This is a genomic window from Microtetraspora sp. AC03309, from assembly GCF_020826795.1.
Classification (GTDB): domain Bacteria; phylum Actinomycetota; class Actinomycetes; order Streptosporangiales; family Streptosporangiaceae; genus Microtetraspora; species Microtetraspora glauca.
On the sequence record NZ_JADDIL010000116.1, the window covers coordinates 1 to 17923 of the forward strand.

The window sequence follows — 17923 nt, forward strand, 5'->3', positions numbered from 1 at the left end:
CATAAGGAGTCTGGCCCCGCGTCATCCGAGGCGAGGCCAGAACGCAAGATCTTCAGTGATCTTCTAGACGACAGAAATGATCGACGGGAGCCGCGAGCTCCCTCAAGAGGCTCAAGAGGGCGTCTCATCCCACACCCGCGTGAGCAGTCGGGTCAGGCCTCAACCCCGATCTGGGTGCGGGCGTTCCTTGCGGACGATGACCCGCATCTGCTTCGGCCACGAGGAAGGCGGCGAAGGTCTTTCACCTCCGCTCGAATCACAGCGCCTCACGGCGCACGCCGAAGACCGTACAGTCCCGGTAGCGGAGTTCGCGGTTGAAGGCGTCGAAGAGCTTGCGCTGAAGATCCTCATCCACGCCGGCGAGACCAGCAGCGACGACGCGTGCCGGCTGCCTATGAGATCCACTTCAATGAGCATCGCCCGCATCGCTCCCTGGGCCAGGCCGCTCCGCGGCGGGCCCTTCCCGGCCCGGTCGAGGACGATATAAAGGTCATTCGACGTGACTGCCTCGGCGGGCTGATCCACGGATATGCGCAGGTCGCATAGGGTGACCGAGTTATTGGCACCTACAGCACGCGCGTGATCCCTCCCCTGACGCCCCCTCGGCCGGAGCCATCGTAAAAGCGGCGAGAAACACGCCTCCGCCGAATGAGCAGCCGCACAGGCGGCTGCCGGGCCACGTCATGGCCGGCCGATGCCCGCGGGTGTCCCGAGGTCGAGGCGGCCGAGCTCGGTCCGGGAGGTCACGCCGAGCTTGGGATAGGCCTTGTAGAGGTGCTGCGCCACCGTTTTGGGGCTGAGGAAGAGGCGTCCGGCGATGTCGCGGTTGCTGAGGCCCCCGGCCGCCAGCCGGACGACCTGGAGTTCCTGGGGCGTGAGCCGGTGCAGGCTCCGCAGGCCGGTCCCGTGGCCCGTCCGGGCCTCACCTGCGGCGTCCAGTTCGGCCCGGGCGCGGGCCGCCCAAGGCTGTGCGTCGAGCTCCTCGAACATCCGCAGGGCGGTCCGCAACTGGGTCCTCGCCTTGGCCCGGTTGCGTCGCCTGCGCAGCCACTCGCCGTAGGCCAGACAGGTCCTGGCATGCTGGTACGGCTGCGCGCACCGTTCGTGGACCTCGATCGCCGCCTCGTAGTACTCCCGCGCGGCGCCTCCCGGGGTCGTCATGGCCTGGCAGCGGAGCGCCATGGCCGAGGCCCAGGGCTGCCTGACCGACCGGGCCCACTCCATGAACGCCGGCAGTGAGCGCTCGGCGAGCTCAGTCCGGTTGGCGCGTACCCCCGCCTCGATCAGGTCGGCGGCGCACCACGCCGCGACGACGGGGTGCCGCGCGGCCTGCAGATGGCCGATGGCGTGCGCCACGCGCCCCGCGCCCAGTTCGAGAAGGCCGAGTGCCCACGTGCCGAGCGCTCCGGCCGTCACCACTCCGTGGTCGTTTCCGTAGCTGATGCCCGCCTCCGCCAGCATGCGGCACCGCTCGTGGTCACCGTTGATCGCGGCCAGGCAGGCCAGTACGCCGCCGAGATGGGCGAAGCGGTGGAGCTGGCCGATGTCGCGGCCGATGCCGTACCCCTCAGTGGCGTTGACGAGCGCGTCCAGGTGCTGCCCTCCGAGCAGCTGCGCCTCGGCCATGATCTCGAGCGCGTGCGGCAGGATCCCGGCCATGCCGTGTATACGCGCGTGCTCGGCGACCGGCTCGGCCAGCTCTAGCGCGACCCTGTCCTGCGCCGTGACGAGGGCGAGCGACGCGGCCAGGAGACGTTCGGCGGGGCGGTGGACCGGCAGGTGGTGTGCCGCCGCGATCAGCTCGTGGATGGGCGCGCTGATGCGGCCTCCTCCGCTCTCCAGCAGGTCAGCCATCGCCCGCATCGCCCTGATCAGGGGCGTCAGACCCGACTCCGGCGGCACCTCGATCTGGCTCAGCCGCCCTGCGGCGTCGTGCGCCCGGCCCGCGGCACCACTGAAGGAGAAGTTGCGGATGGCGTCGGCGAGCATCAGCGCGGCCCGCACGGGATCCGTGTGCTCGATGGACTCGGCGCTCTTCACCAGGACTTCTCCCGCGTCCAGCGGGAAGCCCTGCTCGAACTCCACGGCGGCGCGCACCCTGGCCAGGCCGGCGAGCAGAATGGGGTCGTGGGTGAGACCCTCGGCGCGATCCGCGAGGTCGCACGCCTGCCCGAGGTGACCTGACTGAACCGCCGACTCGGCCGCGTAGGAGAGCCGCCGGCCGCGCAGGCGGCGGTCAGTGGTCAGCTGGGCGGCCCGCTCGTAGGCGGCGGCCGCGGTGGCGTACCCGCTCCGGCCGCCCACTCGCCGGGCCATCCCTTCGAGTGCGGCTCCGATGGCGTCATCGGACCGGGTGGCGGCCAGGGCCAGGTGCCAGACCCGGCGATCGGCGGCGTCGCCGTACGTGAGCAGGACGTCGGCGAGCGCGCGGTGCGCCGCGCAGCGGCGGGTGAAGGGCGCGCCCTGATAGACGGCCGACCTGACCAGCGGGTGCCGGAACGTCAGCAGGCCGGCGTCGATTCGTACCAGGCCCGTGGTCTCGGCCGACTCAAGGGCGTGCTCGGCTTCGACCGGCCCGCCGGAAAGGTCCGCGGCCCGCAGGATCAGTTCGAGGTCGCCCGTGTCGTCGGCGGCCGCGAGGAGCAGCAGGTGTCGCACCGCCTCCGGCAGCGCGTCGACCTGGCGGTGGAAGGTCTCGTGCAGTTTCCTGGTGAGCGGCAGGGCGGCCCGCGGGCCGCCCTGCCCCCGCGGCTCGGCGGCCTCGGCCGTCTTCGCGAACTCGATCAGCGCGAGCGGGTTGCCGAGTGCCTCGCCCATGACCCGATCGCGTAACTGCGGGCTGAGCCCGGGCGCCCGCTCCCGCAGCAGCGCCTCGGCGGCGGCCGGGTCGAGCCGCGCCATGGGGAGCTCGGCGAGCCCCGCGGGCGCGGGCCAGTCCTCCCTGGCGGCGAACAGCAGCACCACGGCCTCGGCGTTGAGTCTGCGGGCGGCGAAGATCAGCGTGTCCGCCGAGGACCTGTCGAGCCACTGCGCGTCGTCGATCAGGCAGAGCACGGGAGCGCAGTCGGTCAGCAGCGTCAGGACCGCCAGGCCCAGGAGGAACCGGTCGCCGGAGGGCGGACCGAGCCCCATCGCGCCGCGCAGGGCGGCCGCCTGGGTGCGCGGCAGCTCCTCCAGCCTGCGCATGACGGGCCGGAGGAGCTGGTGCAGCCCGGCGAAGGGGAGTTCGGCTTCGGTCTCCACGCCGCCGGCCGACAGCAGGCGAGTGTCCTCAGCCGCACTGCTCGCGTATTCGAGCAGCGCGGTCTTGCCGATGCCCGGCTCGCCTCTGATGATCAGTGCGCCGCTCCTGCCGTCCGCCATGCCGGCCAGCAGCTCGTCCACGACCTGCCGTTCCCGCACTCTGCCCGTCAAGAACGATTTGCGCACAGTGGATCATTGTGCCGCCTCCCTCGCACCCTGGCCAGGGTCAGGGCAGGACGCGGGGGAAGATGCCGGGAAAGGCGTCGAGGGCGTCCCACACGTCGGTGAAGAACTCCCTGCAGTCGCCCGAGTTGTCCAAATTGCTGCCGCCCGAGTTGATGCCCTTCACCTGGACCCGGCCGTTCGACATGACGTAGTACGTCGGGCCTCCCGAGTCGCCGTGGCCCACGCACTTGCCGCTGCTCTTGTAACCGGACACCGCGTTGCGGACGATCTCACCGCTGGCGTAGGTGACGTTGACCCCGTAGTTGACGACCTTCCACCCGCACACCTCGCCGGTCTTGTAACCGCTGGTGCAGTACTCGTCACCCAGCCCGGCGCGGTGCGGTGCGAGCTGGCCGATGATCGAGGTGTAGGGATTCGCCACGGATCCGCGGTAGATGTAGTAGCCGCTGAACCCGTTGGGGATCTCGATGAGCGAGAGGTCGCCCCTGTAGACGGTCTGGCCCGAGATGAGCGTGGTGCCCCAGCCGTCGTACCAGTTCTCCCGGTTGTTCTCGCTGACCCAGCCCATGTAACTCGTGTCGTTCCCGTTGAAGACGTAGCCGCCCTTGGGGATACAGTGGCCCGCGGTCAGCATCCCCGACTTGTCGCCCGGCATCCAGACGGGGATGCCGGACGAGCAGTTGATTGTGTTGCCGTCGGGGGCCTGGCGGATCGTCATCTCCGCGGCCCCTCCCCAGTTGTCCGGCCCGTCGTCGGAGCGGCTGGATTTGGTGGGGTTGAAGGCGGGATCGACCTCGACGGCGAACGCGTCGGCTCCGTACCTGGCCGTCAGCGCCTGGAGCAGCGCGTCCGTGGTCCTGTTCACAGTGATGATCACACGGTTGTGCTCGGCGTCGAGGCGGGTCATCCTGATGGCGTCCGCGTTGGGAATGTCCGCCGCCGGCTCGCCGATCGCGCCATCCTTGATCTTCTCCAGTACGGCCTTGCTCCGGGTGGCCGGCCGCAGGAGCACGTCTTTCCCCTGGTCGGCGGCCAGGCGGCCGGCGGTGCCCGTCACCGTGCCGAGGACCACCTGACCGGTCTCCGGGTCCACCCACGGCTCGCTGAAGTCGTCGGGATGCTGCTCGGCCAACTTCCGCGCCCGGTCCAGAGCCTGCGCCGTCGGCTCGGGCAGCGTCTTGACGTCGGGCGACTGCGGCGATAACAAGACGGGCCCGGGCGGTGGCTCCGCCGAGGCGAGCGCCGCCGCGGGCATGCCGCTCACCACGGTGAGAGCCAAGGCTGCCGCCAGACCTACAGTTGTTCTGCGCACGCGTTTCTCCACGTTCTGGAAAGCCCGAATGTGCGACAAACCTAGGGAGCGGCGAGGGAAATCGAATCCGGAGCGCAACCCTAAAATCCATGCACGCGGGCTCGCCGGAATAGGTAACCCGCTTCATGGCGATCGGTAATTGATCCGGTTACGCGCCTCCGGATGGTGCCGGGTATGGGCACATCCGGTCATTCACACCGGGTCCCGGAATGGTTCATGCGGACGCGCCCGCGGCCGGTCCCGGTGGCAGGCCGTCCCAGTGCCGCTCGTCCACGATCCGGCAGCCGTGTCCCACTGCCCGCTGATGAGCGGCCGGCAGCGTCTGGCCGGTGCGGTCGGCGTGCAGCATGATCTGAGCCTTAGGGCCTGTACGGAGTTGAGATCAGGGGATCGCCTGCGCTCGGGTCTCCGGTCCTGGTAGGCCATGGCCATGGCCACGGCGCGTGGAGACCTCACTGACGAGGAATGGTCCTTGATCGAGCCTCACTTGCCCCTGGGTGAGAGAGGCCCGATCTCGGACCTGCGACAGCAGTTCAACGCCGTGATGCGGCGGCTCCGCGCCGGTAGCCCGTGGCGGGATCTGCCCGCCGAGTAGGCCGTGGTCCACCGTCTACGACAGGTTCCGCTCCTGGGCGATGGCGGGCGTCTTCGAGTATCTGATGCGGGCCGTGATCGCCGAGGCCGCGGCCCGGGGGCAGGTCGACCTCGACCTGGTCGGCGTGGACTCCACCACGACCCGTGCCCACCACCACGCCGCGGATGGCCCTGGACGGCGAGCTGGTCACGGCGCTGGAGGAGGCCGCCGAACAGGAAATGGGGCTGCGCCAAAGGGGCAAAACCCCCAAGACGGCGACGTGGGGACGAGGACCGAGACGAACGGCGGCGATTACGGCTCCGGCGCCGTATCCAGCTGGCAGCACCGGAAGTCTTCCACGAGATCCTGGCCGCACATGGAAAGCATCGGGAAAGCCCGTGCTCTTCCACTGCACACTGGGGCAGGACCGCACCGGCGGGAACCGCCGCTGCCACGTCGTTCGTGGCAGCGGCGGTTCTCTCCGTCGTCAGCCGGCGCGGGGGCCGAGCCAGCCGGCGGGGTCTTGTGCTGGTTGACGAAGAAGGACTCCGCGAACGGCGACTCGCCGGCGATCTCCAGCCCGGGGTAGCGAGTGAGCGTCTCCTCCAGCATCAGCCGCCTCGTTGAGGAGGTCCTGCCCGCCCGACAGCGCCAGCGTGCGATGTGCTCGGGCCCTTCCGGGGGGCCACACAGGGTGGCCGTTCTACCGGCAGGGCCCGATCACGATCGCGATCACGATGACGGCGACGCGGCGCCGCCCTCGCCATGCCCGGGCCACTTCGGCCGGCTGAGGTCCGCAATGAGCGCGGCGGGGGCGGAGGTGCCCTTCCCGACGGCGACCACCAGTGCGTTGTCACCGGTCGTGATCTCGGTCAGCCCCGTGCGCCCCGCGGAGACACGGCTGGAGTCGGTGATGGCGTACTTCTGCGCGAAGCCGTCCTGACTCTTGATCTCGATGGAATTCTGGTCGACCGATGTCACGGTGCCGCTCTGCACGGTGAGGGTCTGCTGGCCGCCGCCCTTCTTCGTGATGGTCAGTTCACCGTGGACGGAGCCAGTGGAGCCCTCCGCCGAGTGTCCGCTGGGCGTCTCCTCACGTGGAGACAGCCCCGTCTGGGCGGCGGCCACGCCCGTACCCATGGTGAGTAGCAGCACGGTGGCGGCTCCGAGAAGGAGTCCGTGGCGAGCCGCGCGTTGTGCCGGTTTGGTGGCGGGGAGGTCGGTTCGGCTGATCTCGGGATCGGTCATAGGCGTCCAGGGGCGGAGAACCCCGCCTCCGTCTGCGAGGTAGGGAGATCGCCCCTCCTCCTTTCGGGCTCCCGTTGTGCGGTATCCGTGGTGTTCGGGTCCGCACGCGGTGTGGCTGCCCAGCTACCCGGCTGAAGACGATGTTGACGGCCGCCTCGGTAAAGTCCTCGTCGAGAGGGAGCTGCCGGAACAGCACTCGCAGTCACACGGCGTCGGCGTCGGCGTCGGCGCCCTCGTATCTCCCCTGGTGAGCCGGGCGGGGGCGTCCTCCGGCTCCCGCGTCAATGCGGCGTCAACGTTCGGGCGCTCCCCGTCGGGATCTCGTAGCGATCAGGCTCGATGTCGTCCTCGCGGCTCTAGCGTCCTTTCTTGTACGAGTTCTCCCCAGGAGGAAGTCATGTCCGAAGTGCCGTTGTATGTACCGGTTCGGAAGGGTGCATTCGCGATGTCGTTGCGCCTCTTCAGGACCGCTTCAGGCAAGAGAACGGCGGTCGCCTTCTCCTCGCCGCTCCGCCTGACCAAGGTACTGGGCACCGACCAGCGCTGGATCCGGCTCAGTGAGCCCGCGCTCCGGCGCATGATCGAGGAGCTGGACGTCGTCGGCATCGTCGTCGATCCCACGGGGATGATGGCCGGCACGATCGCGCGGGTCGCGTGATGTGCGTTCTCCGACAGGACCTGGCCGCCGAGTCGGCGGCCGAGGGCGGACCCTGGTCGTCCACCACGCGCTTCGAGCCCGACGGGGCCGCTTCGGTCGGTGGCGTCTCGCTCATGCGGATCGCCGCCGACCACGGCACCCCGGCCTACGTCCTGGACGAGAGCGATGTCCGCCGGCGGTGCCGCGCCTACCGCGCCGCCCTGCCGGACGCCGAGATCGCCTACTCGGCCAAGGCGTTCCTGTGCCGGGCGATGGTCGGCTGGGTCCACGAGGAGGGTCTCAGCCTGAACGTGTGCTCGGGAGGCGAGCTGACCTTCGCCCTCGCCGCCGGCTTCCCCGCCGAGCGGATCATCTTCCACGGAACCGCCAAGACGCCCCAGGAGATCCACACCGCCATCGAGGTGGGGGTCGGGCGCATCGTGGTCGACAACGCCGCCGAGATCAACCGGCTGGCCGCGCTCGTCCCTCCGGGACGCCGCCAGAAGATACTGCTCCGCGTCATTCCCGACATCGAGGCCGGCGCGTTGGAAGCGGCAGGAGAACAGCGGTTCGGCCTGTCCATCGCCACCGGAGCGGCCGGGCAGGCCGTGGCCAGGGTTCTGGGCCAACCCCGCCTGGAACTGGCCGGCCTACACTGCCATCTCGGCTCCCAGATCTGCGAGGCCCAGCCGTACGAGAGGGTGGCCCGCACCCTGATCGAGCAGATGGTGCGGATCAGGGACGCCCACGGGATGGTCCTGCCCGAGCTCGATCTGGGCGGCGGCCACGGCATCGCCTACCTGGAGTCGGAGCATGGGTTGGATCCGCGCCGTTACGCCGCCGCGATCACCGCGGCCGTGGCGCAGCGCTGCGCGGGGCTGGGCCTGCCCGTTCCCCGGCTGATCGTGGAACCAGGGCGCGCGATCAGCGGCCCCGCCGGGCTCACGTTGTACCGGGTCATCTCCATCAAGCGGGGCATGACCCACATCTACGTCGCCGTCGACGGAGGGATGAGCGACAACCCTCACCCCTCCCCGTACGGCTCCCGCCACACGGCCAGGATGATCGGCCGCCGTTCCACCGCCGGCACCCGCGAGATGACCGTGATCGGCCACCACAGTGCGGCCGAGGACGTCATCGCCCAGGGCGTGGAACTTCCCGCCGACCTCCGCCCCGGCGATCTGATCGTGGTGGCCGCTACCGGCGCCTACCACCACTCCATGGCGTCCACGTACACCATGACGGCTCGGCCGCCTGTCGTCGCCGTCGCCGACGGGCGGGCGCGGCTGGTGGTCCGCCGGGAGGAGCCGGAGGACCTGATGCGCAGGGAGGTCGGTCGCTGATTCGAAAATCGGACGGTTCGTGGGCAGGCGGCAGCGAACCCCAGGCCCGTGCTGGCCGGCCGGGGTGAGCGGCTTCCTCTGCGCGGTGCGGGTCAGGACGGGCGGCGGGTGAGGAGCATGTCGTCGTCGGGAACGGACGGCGCCGCACTCCGCTGGGCCGCTGACGTGTCCGTCACTCCGGCCCAGCGCCGCAGTGTCGCCGTCGCCGCGAGCCGGTCGGCCTCGTTCAGCCGGGAGATGTTGGCCCCGTGGTTGGCGCCGGGGGCGACGTACAGATAGGAGTCCCTTCCGGTGGGCGTGAACCGCTCGGCGCTCCACGGGTCGTTCTCGCCGTAGATGAACATCATCTGGCTCGACTGCTTGCGCACCCAGTGGTCCACGTCGAGCATCGGCCGGGGATCGTGCCGGGAGCGCAGCTCGGCCGGGATGGACGAGTTCGCCTGGTAGAGGCCGGGATAGCGGGTCAGCCCACGCAGGTGCGCGAACTTCAGCTCGGGCCAGCCGAGCTGGGTGGCCGCCTGGTAGTAGTACGGCGTGTAGTAGTCGAGACCCTGGTCGGTGTAGAAGGCGAAGGACGCGACCAGGTCGATCCACTGGTAGATCTCGTCGTCGGACGCCGTGGCGGCCGGGACGCCCGCGCAGTCGGCCGCCAGCGAGTACTGCCAGAACGCCCACGGAGCGTCGAGCACCGACATCTCGAACGACCGGTCGGCGGTGCCCAGCGTCCGAGTGAAGGTGTAGCCGTTCTGCGCCGCGAACGCCTCCAGTCTCGGCACCAGCCGGTCGCGGCGCTTGAGCGCCTCACGCTGCACGTTCTGCAACGCGGTACGGCACGCGGCATCGCCCACCCGGGCGAAGAAGTCGTCATAGGTGTGGTCATCGGGGTTGACCCGGTCGTTCGGCGCGACATAGGCCACCACGCCGTCGAGGTCGTCCGGGTAGAAGCGCCGGTGGTAGACCGAGGTCATGCCGCCCTTGCTGGCGCCCGTCTGGATCCACTTCCCGGAGTAGAGCGTCTTGAGCGCCTCGACGATGCGGTGCTCGTCACTCGCCTCCTGCCAGATGTCGAGGGCGTTCCAGTCCGCCGGGTCGGGGCGGGACGGCCGGAAGAACCGGTGCTCGACCGATACCTGGTTGCCGTCGAGGAGCCGGGTCGGCTCTGTCCTGGACGCGCTCGTGGACATGCCGTACCCGCTGGTGTAGAGCACGACGGGCGCGTCGGTGGCGCGGTGCAGCAGGGTCAGCCGCTGCTGGAACGTCCCCTTGCCGGGATCGCGGTGGTCCACCGGTTGTGTGTAGCTGAGGATGAAGTGCCGGTATCCGGTCGGCCGGGACTCCGAGACCACCGTCAGGCCGGGGATGGCCCTGAGGCCGGCCAGCAGGGGGTCCTCGACCGTCGTGGTGGGCGAGGGGGCCGGGTCCGCCGCCGCCGAGGCGGGCAGGGCGACGGGTCCGGTGGCGAGCAACGCGAGCATGAGGGCGGGTATGAGGGCAGGCACGGTCCGGGTTCGCACGATCGTGTCTCCTGGGGGGCGGAGCGCGTCACCAGAAGTCCGAGCCGTCTGGCCGGGAGACCTTCTCCGCCGTCGCCACTCACCGATCCGGTGACCACTACGGGGTAATTGACTTGATCGTCACCATAACATCAGATGTCACAGATTCAACGGTGAAAAATGATGTCTTGTCATGGGTTCGGAGGACATACCGCCCAGTGGGCGCTGCTGCCGTCCGCGCGTTCGGGTGGACAGCCCGCCGCGGGAACCGGGGGTATTCCCCATGGTTGTCGCCGCGGCGTGTGTCGTAGCCTCGTTCAAGCCGTTGATCTTCAGGGGTCGGAACCGGCGGCTTCCACAGAATTGGGGGACATCCATGCGCAAGCAGCTCCGCTTCCTCGGAGCGGTCGTGACAGCCGGAATCTGCGTGAGCACGCTCGGCGCATGCGACCTGAGGGCCAAGTCGACCCTTCAGGACGACGCCGTGGTGTCGGAGAAGATCACGTCCGTACGGCTGGAGAGCGACTCCGGCGGCGTCACGTTGCGCGGTGCGAAGAACGCCGGCGAGGTGTCCGTCCGCCGCCTGATGGAGTACATAGGTGACCCTCGGGAGGGGACGACCTACCGCGTCGAGAACGGCGTCCTGATCCTCGGGGGGTGCGGGCGGCACTGCTCGGTGAACTACACGGTCGACCTGCCTGCGGGACTGCCGGTGAGTGGTGAAACCTCCTCGGGAGCGGTCGCCCTGACCGATGTGGGCGAGGTGGACGTGACCACCACCTCCGGCGCCATCGAGCTGGACGGGGTCACCGGCGCGGTCGTCGCGCGGACCAGCAACGGCCGGATCACCGGACGCGGGCTGAACGGTGAGCGCGTCCAGGCGCGAACCTCCAACGGCGCGATCGACCTCACCCTGGCCACTCCACAGGACGTCCGAGCGGAGACGTCCAACGGCGGCATCACCCTCACCGTTCCGGCCGGGCGGTACAAGGTGTCCGCGCGGACCCAGAACGGCGGCAAGGACATCGGCGTTTCCGACGACCCCGCCGGCGAGCACCAGCTTGACCTGTCCACGAGCAACGGAGCCATCACCGTCAAGCCCGCCTGATCGCGGCCGGGCCGCCACGGCTCGCGCGCGTTCGGTTCACAGCCGGGACGGGCGGGCCGAGTCGTCGCCGGCCGTCCCGGCCGGTGATGCCGACGACTGCGCGAACCGGTCGTTCGCCCGGCTCGCGCCCGCGTACGGGGACGTCGGTGAAGGTCCGTCAGGTCATCGCGTAGCCGAGCAGCGACTCGTAGGTCAGCCCCTCGCAGTTCGCCTGGGCTGTGACGATGTGGTCTCCGTTCGCCGTGTCCCGGCACCGGTAGAGCGGCACCGACCCGCTGACCTGTGTGGTGTACGCGTGACCGACCGGCCCCATGGGGAACTGCCCCTCGCAGCCGCCGTCACGGGTGAGCATGGTGTGGTTGCCGACCTTGCACTCGTACAGCGCCACGGTGCCGGACGCGGGCCGGCGCAGCAGCCGCCACGACTGCTCCAGGGTGACCCCGGGCGGCAGCAGCCGGGAGGAGGCCACATGGCCGCGGCTGGTGCTGAAGCCGCGCCGGAGCCGGGTGTACGGCAACTCCTCGAAGCCGCAGGACAGCTGAGCGGGCGACAGGTCGGAGCGGTTGGCCAGGGCCCAGGTGGACCAGGCGGGCTTGGCCGTGCCGTCCGTACGGCGCAGGCCGACGCCGAGCCCGGCGGCCGTCTCGTCGGGGTGGTCGCTCATCCGGTGCCAGATGTAACTTTCGATGCCGGGTGTGCCGAGCACGTTGCGGAACGTGTCGCACAGCTTGGCGGCCTGGGCCGACTCGCTGGACGGTGACAGGGAGTTGACGCCGCTCTCGGTGAGCTGGACTTCCCAGGCCGAAGGGGTGCCGGGGAACTGCTGCCGCAGCCAGCCCACCAGGACGCCGATGTTGCCGTAGGTCACCCTCGGGAAGTCGTCGGCGGAGAAGTCCGGGCTCAGCAGGTTGGGCGGATAGGGGTGGTAGGCCACCCGCCAGGCACGGGACCCGGCCCGCGCGGCCAGCCCCTTCAGCACGGTCATGCCCGACAACATCGCCTCGCTCGCCGCGGGCCGGTCGTAGGTGGTGCCGAAGTAGTGGTCGAGGGAGATGAGCACCTTGGCGGTGGACTGCCTGGCGATGATCGCGTCGTAGGCGGCGTTGTAGTCGGCGGCGATCGTGTTCAGCCAGGCGGTGGTGTCGCACGCGGTGCCCTGGCCGCAGCCGATGTCGAACCAGGTGTTGCTGTTGACCTCGTTCATGATGACGAAGTCGGCGATACGGCCGTTGCCGTGTTGCCCGTCGTAGCGCTGGGCGAGCATTCCGGCGAAGCGGGCGTAGTCGGCGGGGTCGTTGGGCACGCAGAACTTCTCGAATCCAGCGGCCGCCGGGGTGCAGGTCCGGCCTTGCCGGGCCCAGGCCGGTGTGCCGTACACGACCGCGCTGACGACGAGTCCTCGGTCTGTCCAGGCCTTGATGGCGGAGTCGACATTCGTGGCGACGGTGAAGCAGTGCCCGTCGAACTCCTGCTGGCCCGTCGCGCACGGCGGGGCCTTGACGCTCGGCTCCCACTCCGCCCAGATGAGGTTCATGGCGACGCCGCCGGTGTTGTTGCCGGAGATCTCGTCCTTGTTCGACCAGAAGTCCGGTTGCAGTCCCTTGACGCGGTAGTCGGAGCGGGTGGGGTAGGGGAGCGCGTCCGCGGCCTGCGCGGTCGACGGGGCCACGCCGAACTGGGCGGTGAGGACGAGGACGAGAGCGATGAGGATGCGGTGGACTGCCCGCGTCATGCGGGACCTCCTGTAGCTGATGAGCCCCCGAGGTATTAAAACGTCTCAAGGATGGCTCGGAGGGAGGTTCGAGGCAAGAGTAGGTCCTGATATTTCGCGCATGTCAGGTATTCATGCAGCTCAGGGACGTACGCGAGTAGTCGGGCGCCGGATGGCACGGGCGTCCATGGCGGGCGAGGTTCACGTCAGCGCGAGAAGACCTGGCCTCATGGGGTGACTACGTTGAAACGTATCACGACGCAACCGAGAGATCGGGTATATGGGAGGGGCTGCTAAGGGGTTCCAGGGGCCGGGCGATGGTCGTCCAGGTGTTCCACCCGAGGTATTCCGTCCGGACGTCCGCCCGCCCGGCTCCCGAGCCAGGTTCGTGGTCGGGTCAATGGTCGCGTGAGCGGGGGAGCGCGGAGGTGGAGGCCCGCACCACCAGCTCGGGCTGGAAGACGATCTCCTGGTGCCAGTGGTTGGCGTCCCCCCGGGAGTCGGTGAGCAGCAGCTCGGCGGCGGCCTGCCCCAGCTGGTGCTTCGGCTGACGCACCGAGGTGAGCGACGGCGAGAGCAGTGCGGCGAACTCCACGTCGTCGTAGCCCATCACGGCCATCTCGTCTGGAACGGCGATGCCGCGCCGCTCCAGACCCCTGAGCGCGCCCAACGCGACCATGTCGTTGACGCAGAAGAGCGCGGTCGGCCGTGTCCTGGCGAGAAGCTCGTCGAGCCCGGTCTCTCCCCCCTGGGCGGTGAGCGCGGGGAGCGACACCTCGGTGACCACGTCCTCGGGGTCGAGCCCGGCGTCGCGGATCGCCCGGAACAGCCCCTGCCGCCGGTCGCTGCACTGCCTCACGATGGAGGGCCCGTTGAGGAAGCCGATGCGCCGGTGGCCGAGTGAGAGCAGGTGCCTCCCGGCGAGCTCACCCCCGCGTACGTTGTCGACCGCCGCGGTGCAGAGCTGCGATCCGGCGCCGAGCCGGTCGAGCAGCACGATCCCGATGCCGCGACGGTGGAGCTCGACGAGGTGGCCGACATCGTCGCCGGCCGGGGTGATGAGGATGCCCGCCACCCGGTGCTGCTCCAGGGTCTGCAGGTGGTGGGCCTCCTTCTCGAGCGAGTCGCCGGAGCTGCACACCACGAGCAGGAGCTGCTCCTGGGACAGCCGGGCCTCGATGCCGGGGAGCACCTCGGTGAAGAACGGGTTGCCGATGTCGCGCACCACGATGCCCACCGAGCGGCTCGTGCCCGCCCGCAGTTGCCGGGCCGGCGCGCTGGGCACGAAGCCGAGCGTCTTGATGGCCTCCCGGACCCGGAGCAAAGTGGGCTCCGCGACGAGCTCCGGCCGGTTGAGCACGTTGGAGACGGTGCCGATGGACACGCCCGCGTGGGCCGCCACGTCGACCATGCTGAGCCGGCGGCGACCGGCCGCCCCGCTCTGAGCGGCCTCGGGAGTGCGGCGCGGGTTCGTGCGGGGGCGGGGGCGTGGCGCCGAGATCTCGCCCGGCTTGTCGGTGTCGGACACCGGCGGACAGCCCTTCTGCTCGCCTGCGATGAAAGGCCAGTCTACTGGTTGAAATGTTTCAGCGACCACTTCATGGCCACATCGTGCCCACTTCATCCCCCGGATGGCGGTCACATCATGCTGACGTCGGCCGGGCGCCGCCGCCGAGGGTTGACGCCACGTCGTCGCGATGTCTACGGTTCCCGGGGTTGAAATGTTTCAATATTTTGTTTCCCCTGGTGCAGGGCATGAAGGAGAGCGAACACATGGAACAGGGCTCCGCGGCCACCCTCATCGTCACCGATCCCCGGGTGGAGGGGCGGACCGAGCCGCTCGGCCTCGGCGAGTCCGCGCCGAGGTTCTCCTGGTTGCTCGCCGCTCCGGCGGGGGACCGTGGCCGCGTCCAGAGTGCCTATCGGATCCTCGTCGGCCGGGAGAGCGACCCCCTCGACGAGGACGCCGACGTGGTGTGGGACAGCGGCGTGGTCCCGTCGTCCGGGACATACGACATTCCGTACGAGGGGACGGACCTGCGCCCGCGCACGCGCTACCACTGGCGGGTGCGCGTCACCGGCGGGCCCACCGGGACCGGTGGAGCCGGGGAAATCGGTGGAGCCGGGGAATCCGGGGAATCCGAGGCATGGTCCGCGTGGAGTCCCGCGCACTGGTTCGAGACCGGGATCGGCGACGCGACCGGGTGGACCGCCGACTGGGTGGGCACGCCCCGCGTTCCCGGCTCCCAGCGGCTTCCGTCCCTGGAGAACGTGCCGTACATCTGGGTCGCCGGCCCGCTCGGGCCGTCGGAGTCCGCGACCGGAGCGTTCCGCGCCCGGTTCACCGTGCCCGGCGGGGCGCGTCCCCTCTCTGCGTGGCTCGTGATCGGCGGCGCGACCGCCCGCGAGGTCCACCTCAACGGCCTCCCGGTCGCCGGGGAGATCAGGGACGGCGCCTTCGTCGCCGACGCGGGCGACCTGGTGGCCTCCGGTGAGAACGTGCTCGCGCTGTCCGCCGAGGCGCGGGACGGGACGCCGGGCGGCCTGTGCGCGCGGCTGGAGATCGTGGTGGAGGGCCGTCCCGCGCTGCCCCAGCTCGTCCCCGTCGCCGGGGACGCCGCCGTGACGGTGACCTCGAACGGCCGCTGGCGGGCAGTCGAGCGGCCGGAGAACGGCTTCGAACGTCCCGAGTTCGACGACTCCGGCTGGTCGCTCGCCGAGGAGGCGGGCCTGCACGGCGATCCGCCGTGGGGGCGCGAGCCGGTCGCCGATCGGCCGAGCCCCTATCTGCGGCGCGAGTTCGACGTGCCGCGTCCGGTTCGTCGCGCGCGCCTGTACGCCACCGCACTCGGCGTCTACGAGCTGCATCTCAACGGGCGGAGGGTGGGCGCCGACCACCTCGCGCCCGGCTGGACCGACTACCACCACCGCGTCACGTACCAGACCTACGACGTCACGGCGCTGGTCTCCGAAGGCCGCAACGCGCTCGGCGCGGCGCTCGCGGACGGCTGGTACGCCGGGAACATCAGCTGGTTCGGCTCCTTCCAGTACGGCAGGCGGCTCGCGCTGCGCGCGGAGCTGGAGATCCTGCACGACGACGGCACGACGACCCGGTTGCGCACCGACCCCGACTGGAGGGCGGGCGGCGGCGCGGTCAGATACGCCGATCTCCAGAACGGTGAACGGCAGGACCTGGCCGCCGAGCCGCCAGGCTGGACGATGCCCGGGTTCGACGACTCCGGCTGGCTCCCCGCCGTGCCCGTGAGCCCTCCCTCGGGGCGGCTGGCCGCCGCCGTCGCCCCGCCGATCCGGGTGCACGAGGAGCTCGCGCCGAAGGCGGTGTGGGAGGCGCGGCCGGGCGTCTGGATCGCCGACTTCGGGCAGAACCTGGTCGGCTGGGTCCGCCTGACCGCACGCGCCGACCGGACGCGCCCGGTGGTGCTGCGCCACGCCGAGGTCCTCGACCACGACGGAACGCTCCACCTGGCCAACCTGCGTTCGGCCCGCGCCACGGACGAGTTCCTCCCGCGAGGCGGCGCGGACGCCGAGACCTTCGAGCCCCGGTTCACCTTCCACGGTTTCCGGTTCGTCGAGGTGACCGGGGTGCGGGAACCGCTCACCGCGGACGCGATCCGGGCCCGTGTGGCGTACGCCGCCATGGAACCGGCGGGGGAGTTCACCTGCTCCGACGAGCGCATCGACCGGCTGCAGCGGAACATCGTGTGGGGCCAGCGAGGGAACTTCCTCTCCATCCCGACGGACTGCCCCCAGCGTGACGAACGGCTGGGCTGGACCGGTGACATCTGGGCGTTCGCGCCCACGGCACTGTTCAACTACGACGCCCGGTCGTTCCTGGAGAGCTGGCTCGCCGACGTGGTGGACGCGCAGGCCGAGGACGGCGCCGTCACGCACGTCGCCCCCGACGTGCTCTCGGGCCGCGGCCTGTCACCCAACCCCAAGGAGGCCGGTTCGCCCGGCTGGGGAGACGCCATCGTGATGGTGCCCTGGGCGTTGCACCGCCTCCGCGGGGACACGAGCGCCGTCGCCAGGTACTACGAGCCGATGCGCCGCTGGCTCGGCTACCTGCACAAACGCTCGACCGCCGGCATCTTCCCCGATGAGGGCTTCGGCGACTGGCTGAGCATCGGGGCCGAGACCCCCAAGGGCCTCGTCGGCACCGCGATCTTCGCGCTGTCGGCGCGGCAGCTCGCCGGGCTCGCCGCGGCACTCGGGCGCGACGACGACGAGCGGGCCTACCTCGACCTGTACGCCCAGGTACGGCGGGCCTTCCGCGCCGCCTTCGTCACGGGTCCCGGCGTGGTCGCGAGCGGCACGCAGACCGCCTACGTGCTGGCGATCACGGCCGGCCTGCTCGAGGACGCGGAGCTGCCCAGGGCGGCGGCGCGGCTGGTCCGCGACATCGAGGCACGGGGCGGGCATCTGTCCACGGGTTTCCTCGGCACGCCGTTCCTGCTCGACACGCTGACCGGCACCGGGCACATCGAGACGGCCTACCGGCTGCTGCTGCGGGACAGCTTCCCCTCGTGGCTCTATCCGGTCGTGCACGGTGACGCCACGACCATGTGGGAGCGCTGGGACAGCTGGAGTCACCATCGCGGCCTGCAGGACCCGGGGATGAACTCCTTCAACCACTACGCCTACGGAGCGGTGGGGGACTGGATGTACCGGACGATCGGCGGGCTCGCTCCCGCGACCCCCGGTTACCGGGACATCGTGGTACGGCCCCGCCCCGGCGGGGACATCACCTGGGCCACGACGGCCCACCGCACCCGGCACGGCCGGGTGGAGGTCGCATGGCGGCGGGAGGACGGCGGCTTCGCCCTGGACGTGACCGTCCCGCCCAACACGCGTGCCGAGGTGTGGGTGCCCGCCACGGAGCCGGCGCGGGTGACCGAGGGCGGGCGCCCGGCCTCCGAGGCGGCGGGGGTCCGCTTCGACCGCCACCCCGCCTCCCGATCAGACGCGGAAGGCGTACGACCCCGAGCCCGGCCAGAAGGGCGGCGGACATGAGCGCGCCGCTTCCCGCGACCAGGGCGAAGAGCCGGTC

At 70.5% G+C, this 17923-nt stretch carries 12 protein-coding genes; 5 read left to right on the forward strand and 7 right to left on the reverse strand.

Going from position 1 to position 17923, the window contains the following annotated elements; all coding sequences use genetic code 11:
* Nucleotides 1–681: 681 nt before the first annotated feature.
* The 3 genes from IMZ11_RS46020 to IMZ11_RS45810 form a co-directional block, all read right to left on the reverse strand.
* Nucleotides 682–3429: an AAA family ATPase gene (locus IMZ11_RS46020; protein ID WP_308066904.1), complete on the reverse strand. Its 2748-nt coding sequence runs from the start codon at nt 3427–3429 to the stop codon at nt 682–684.
* A gap of 40 nt (nt 3430–3469) precedes the next feature.
* The gene (locus IMZ11_RS46515; RefSeq protein WP_228648155.1) at nt 3470–4741 is read right to left on the reverse strand and encodes a S1 family peptidase; all 1272 of its coding nucleotides are present in this window, start codon (nt 4739–4741) and stop codon (nt 3470–3472) included.
* A 214-nt stretch (nt 4742–4955) separates the two neighbouring features.
* Nucleotides 4956–5090: a hypothetical protein gene (locus IMZ11_RS45810; RefSeq protein ID WP_255707810.1), complete on the reverse strand. Its 135-nt coding sequence runs from the start codon at nt 5088–5090 to the stop codon at nt 4956–4958.
* An 81-nt stretch (nt 5091–5171) separates the two neighbouring features.
* Between IMZ11_RS45810 and IMZ11_RS46855 the strand changes: the two genes are divergently transcribed.
* Nucleotides 5172–5336 carry a transposase gene (locus IMZ11_RS46855; protein ID WP_374463206.1) on the forward strand — a complete coding sequence of 55 codons (165 nt, stop codon included), beginning with the start codon at nt 5172–5174 and terminating at the stop codon, nt 5334–5336.
* 711 nt (nt 5337–6047) lie between these two features.
* Here the strand turns inward: IMZ11_RS46855 and IMZ11_RS39485 are convergent.
* On the reverse strand, nt 6048–6563 hold the full coding sequence (locus IMZ11_RS39485) for a hypothetical protein (RefSeq protein ID WP_228648157.1): 516 nt from the start codon (nt 6561–6563) through the stop codon (nt 6048–6050).
* A gap of 397 nt (nt 6564–6960) precedes the next feature.
* On the opposite strand from IMZ11_RS39485, the gene IMZ11_RS39490 reads away from it, so the two are divergent.
* Entirely contained in the window at nt 6961–7221 is a 261-nt protein-coding gene (locus tag IMZ11_RS39490) for an SAV_915 family protein (protein WP_228648159.1), read from the forward strand.
* Nucleotides 7221–8543, forward strand: coding sequence for a diaminopimelate decarboxylase (gene lysA / locus IMZ11_RS39495; protein ID WP_228648161.1), 1323 nt, complete (start codon nt 7221–7223; stop codon nt 8541–8543). The genes IMZ11_RS39490 and lysA overlap by 1 nt, the downstream gene beginning before the upstream one ends.
* A gap of 92 nt (nt 8544–8635) precedes the next feature.
* On the opposite strand, the gene IMZ11_RS39500 is transcribed toward lysA, so the two are convergent.
* Nucleotides 8636–10057, reverse strand: a complete 1422-nt coding sequence (locus IMZ11_RS39500; protein ID WP_228648164.1) for a S28 family serine protease — start codon at nt 10055–10057, stop codon at nt 8636–8638.
* Nucleotides 10058–10412: 355 nt separating this feature from the next.
* Between IMZ11_RS39500 and IMZ11_RS39505 the strand changes: the two genes are divergently transcribed.
* Complete coding sequence (locus IMZ11_RS39505) at nt 10413–11144, forward strand: DUF4097 family beta strand repeat-containing protein (protein WP_228648166.1); 732 nt, start codon at nt 10413–10415, stop codon at nt 11142–11144.
* 157 nt (nt 11145–11301) lie between these two features.
* Here the strand turns inward: IMZ11_RS39505 and IMZ11_RS39510 are convergent, their stop codons facing one another.
* The gene (locus tag IMZ11_RS39510; RefSeq protein WP_228648167.1) at nt 11302–12876 is read right to left on the reverse strand and encodes a DUF5722 domain-containing protein; all 1575 of its coding nucleotides are present in this window, start codon (nt 12874–12876) and stop codon (nt 11302–11304) included.
* Between the two features lie 376 nt (nt 12877–13252).
* A complete protein-coding gene (locus tag IMZ11_RS39515) occupies nt 13253–14383 on the reverse strand; it encodes a LacI family DNA-binding transcriptional regulator (protein ID WP_228648169.1) in 1131 nt (376 codons plus the stop codon).
* Nucleotides 14384–14628: 245 nt separating this feature from the next.
* On the opposite strand from IMZ11_RS39515, the gene IMZ11_RS39520 reads away from it, so the two are divergent.
* The gene (locus IMZ11_RS39520) at nt 14629–17886 is read left to right on the forward strand and encodes a glycoside hydrolase family 78 protein (protein ID WP_228648171.1); all 3258 of its coding nucleotides are present in this window, start codon (nt 14629–14631) and stop codon (nt 17884–17886) included.
* The last annotated feature ends 37 nt before the right edge of the window (nt 17887–17923 follow it).

What these genes read in the sequence shown, in the direction of transcription:
- IMZ11_RS39490 (WP_228648159.1), top strand. Translation starts at nt 6,961, where the DNA reads ATGTCCGAAGTGCCGTTGTATGTACCGGTTCGGAAGGGTGCATTCGCG.
- IMZ11_RS39485 (WP_228648157.1), bottom strand. Translation starts at nt 6,563, where the DNA reads ATGACCGATCCCGAGATCAGCCGAACCGACCTCCCCGCCACCAAACCG.
- IMZ11_RS46855 (WP_374463206.1), top strand. Translation starts at nt 5,172, where the DNA reads ATGGCCACGGCGCGTGGAGACCTCACTGACGAGGAATGGTCCTTGATC.
- IMZ11_RS45810 (WP_255707810.1), bottom strand. Translation starts at nt 5,090, where the DNA reads ATGCTGCACGCCGACCGCACCGGCCAGACGCTGCCGGCCGCTCATCAG.
- IMZ11_RS39510 (WP_228648167.1), bottom strand. Translation starts at nt 12,876, where the DNA reads ATGACGCGGGCAGTCCACCGCATCCTCATCGCTCTCGTCCTCGTCCTC.
- lysA (WP_228648161.1), top strand. Translation starts at nt 7,221, where the DNA reads ATGTGCGTTCTCCGACAGGACCTGGCCGCCGAGTCGGCGGCCGAGGGC.
- IMZ11_RS39520 (WP_228648171.1), top strand. Translation starts at nt 14,629, where the DNA reads ATGGAACAGGGCTCCGCGGCCACCCTCATCGTCACCGATCCCCGGGTG.
- IMZ11_RS39505 (WP_228648166.1), top strand. Translation starts at nt 10,413, where the DNA reads ATGCGCAAGCAGCTCCGCTTCCTCGGAGCGGTCGTGACAGCCGGAATC.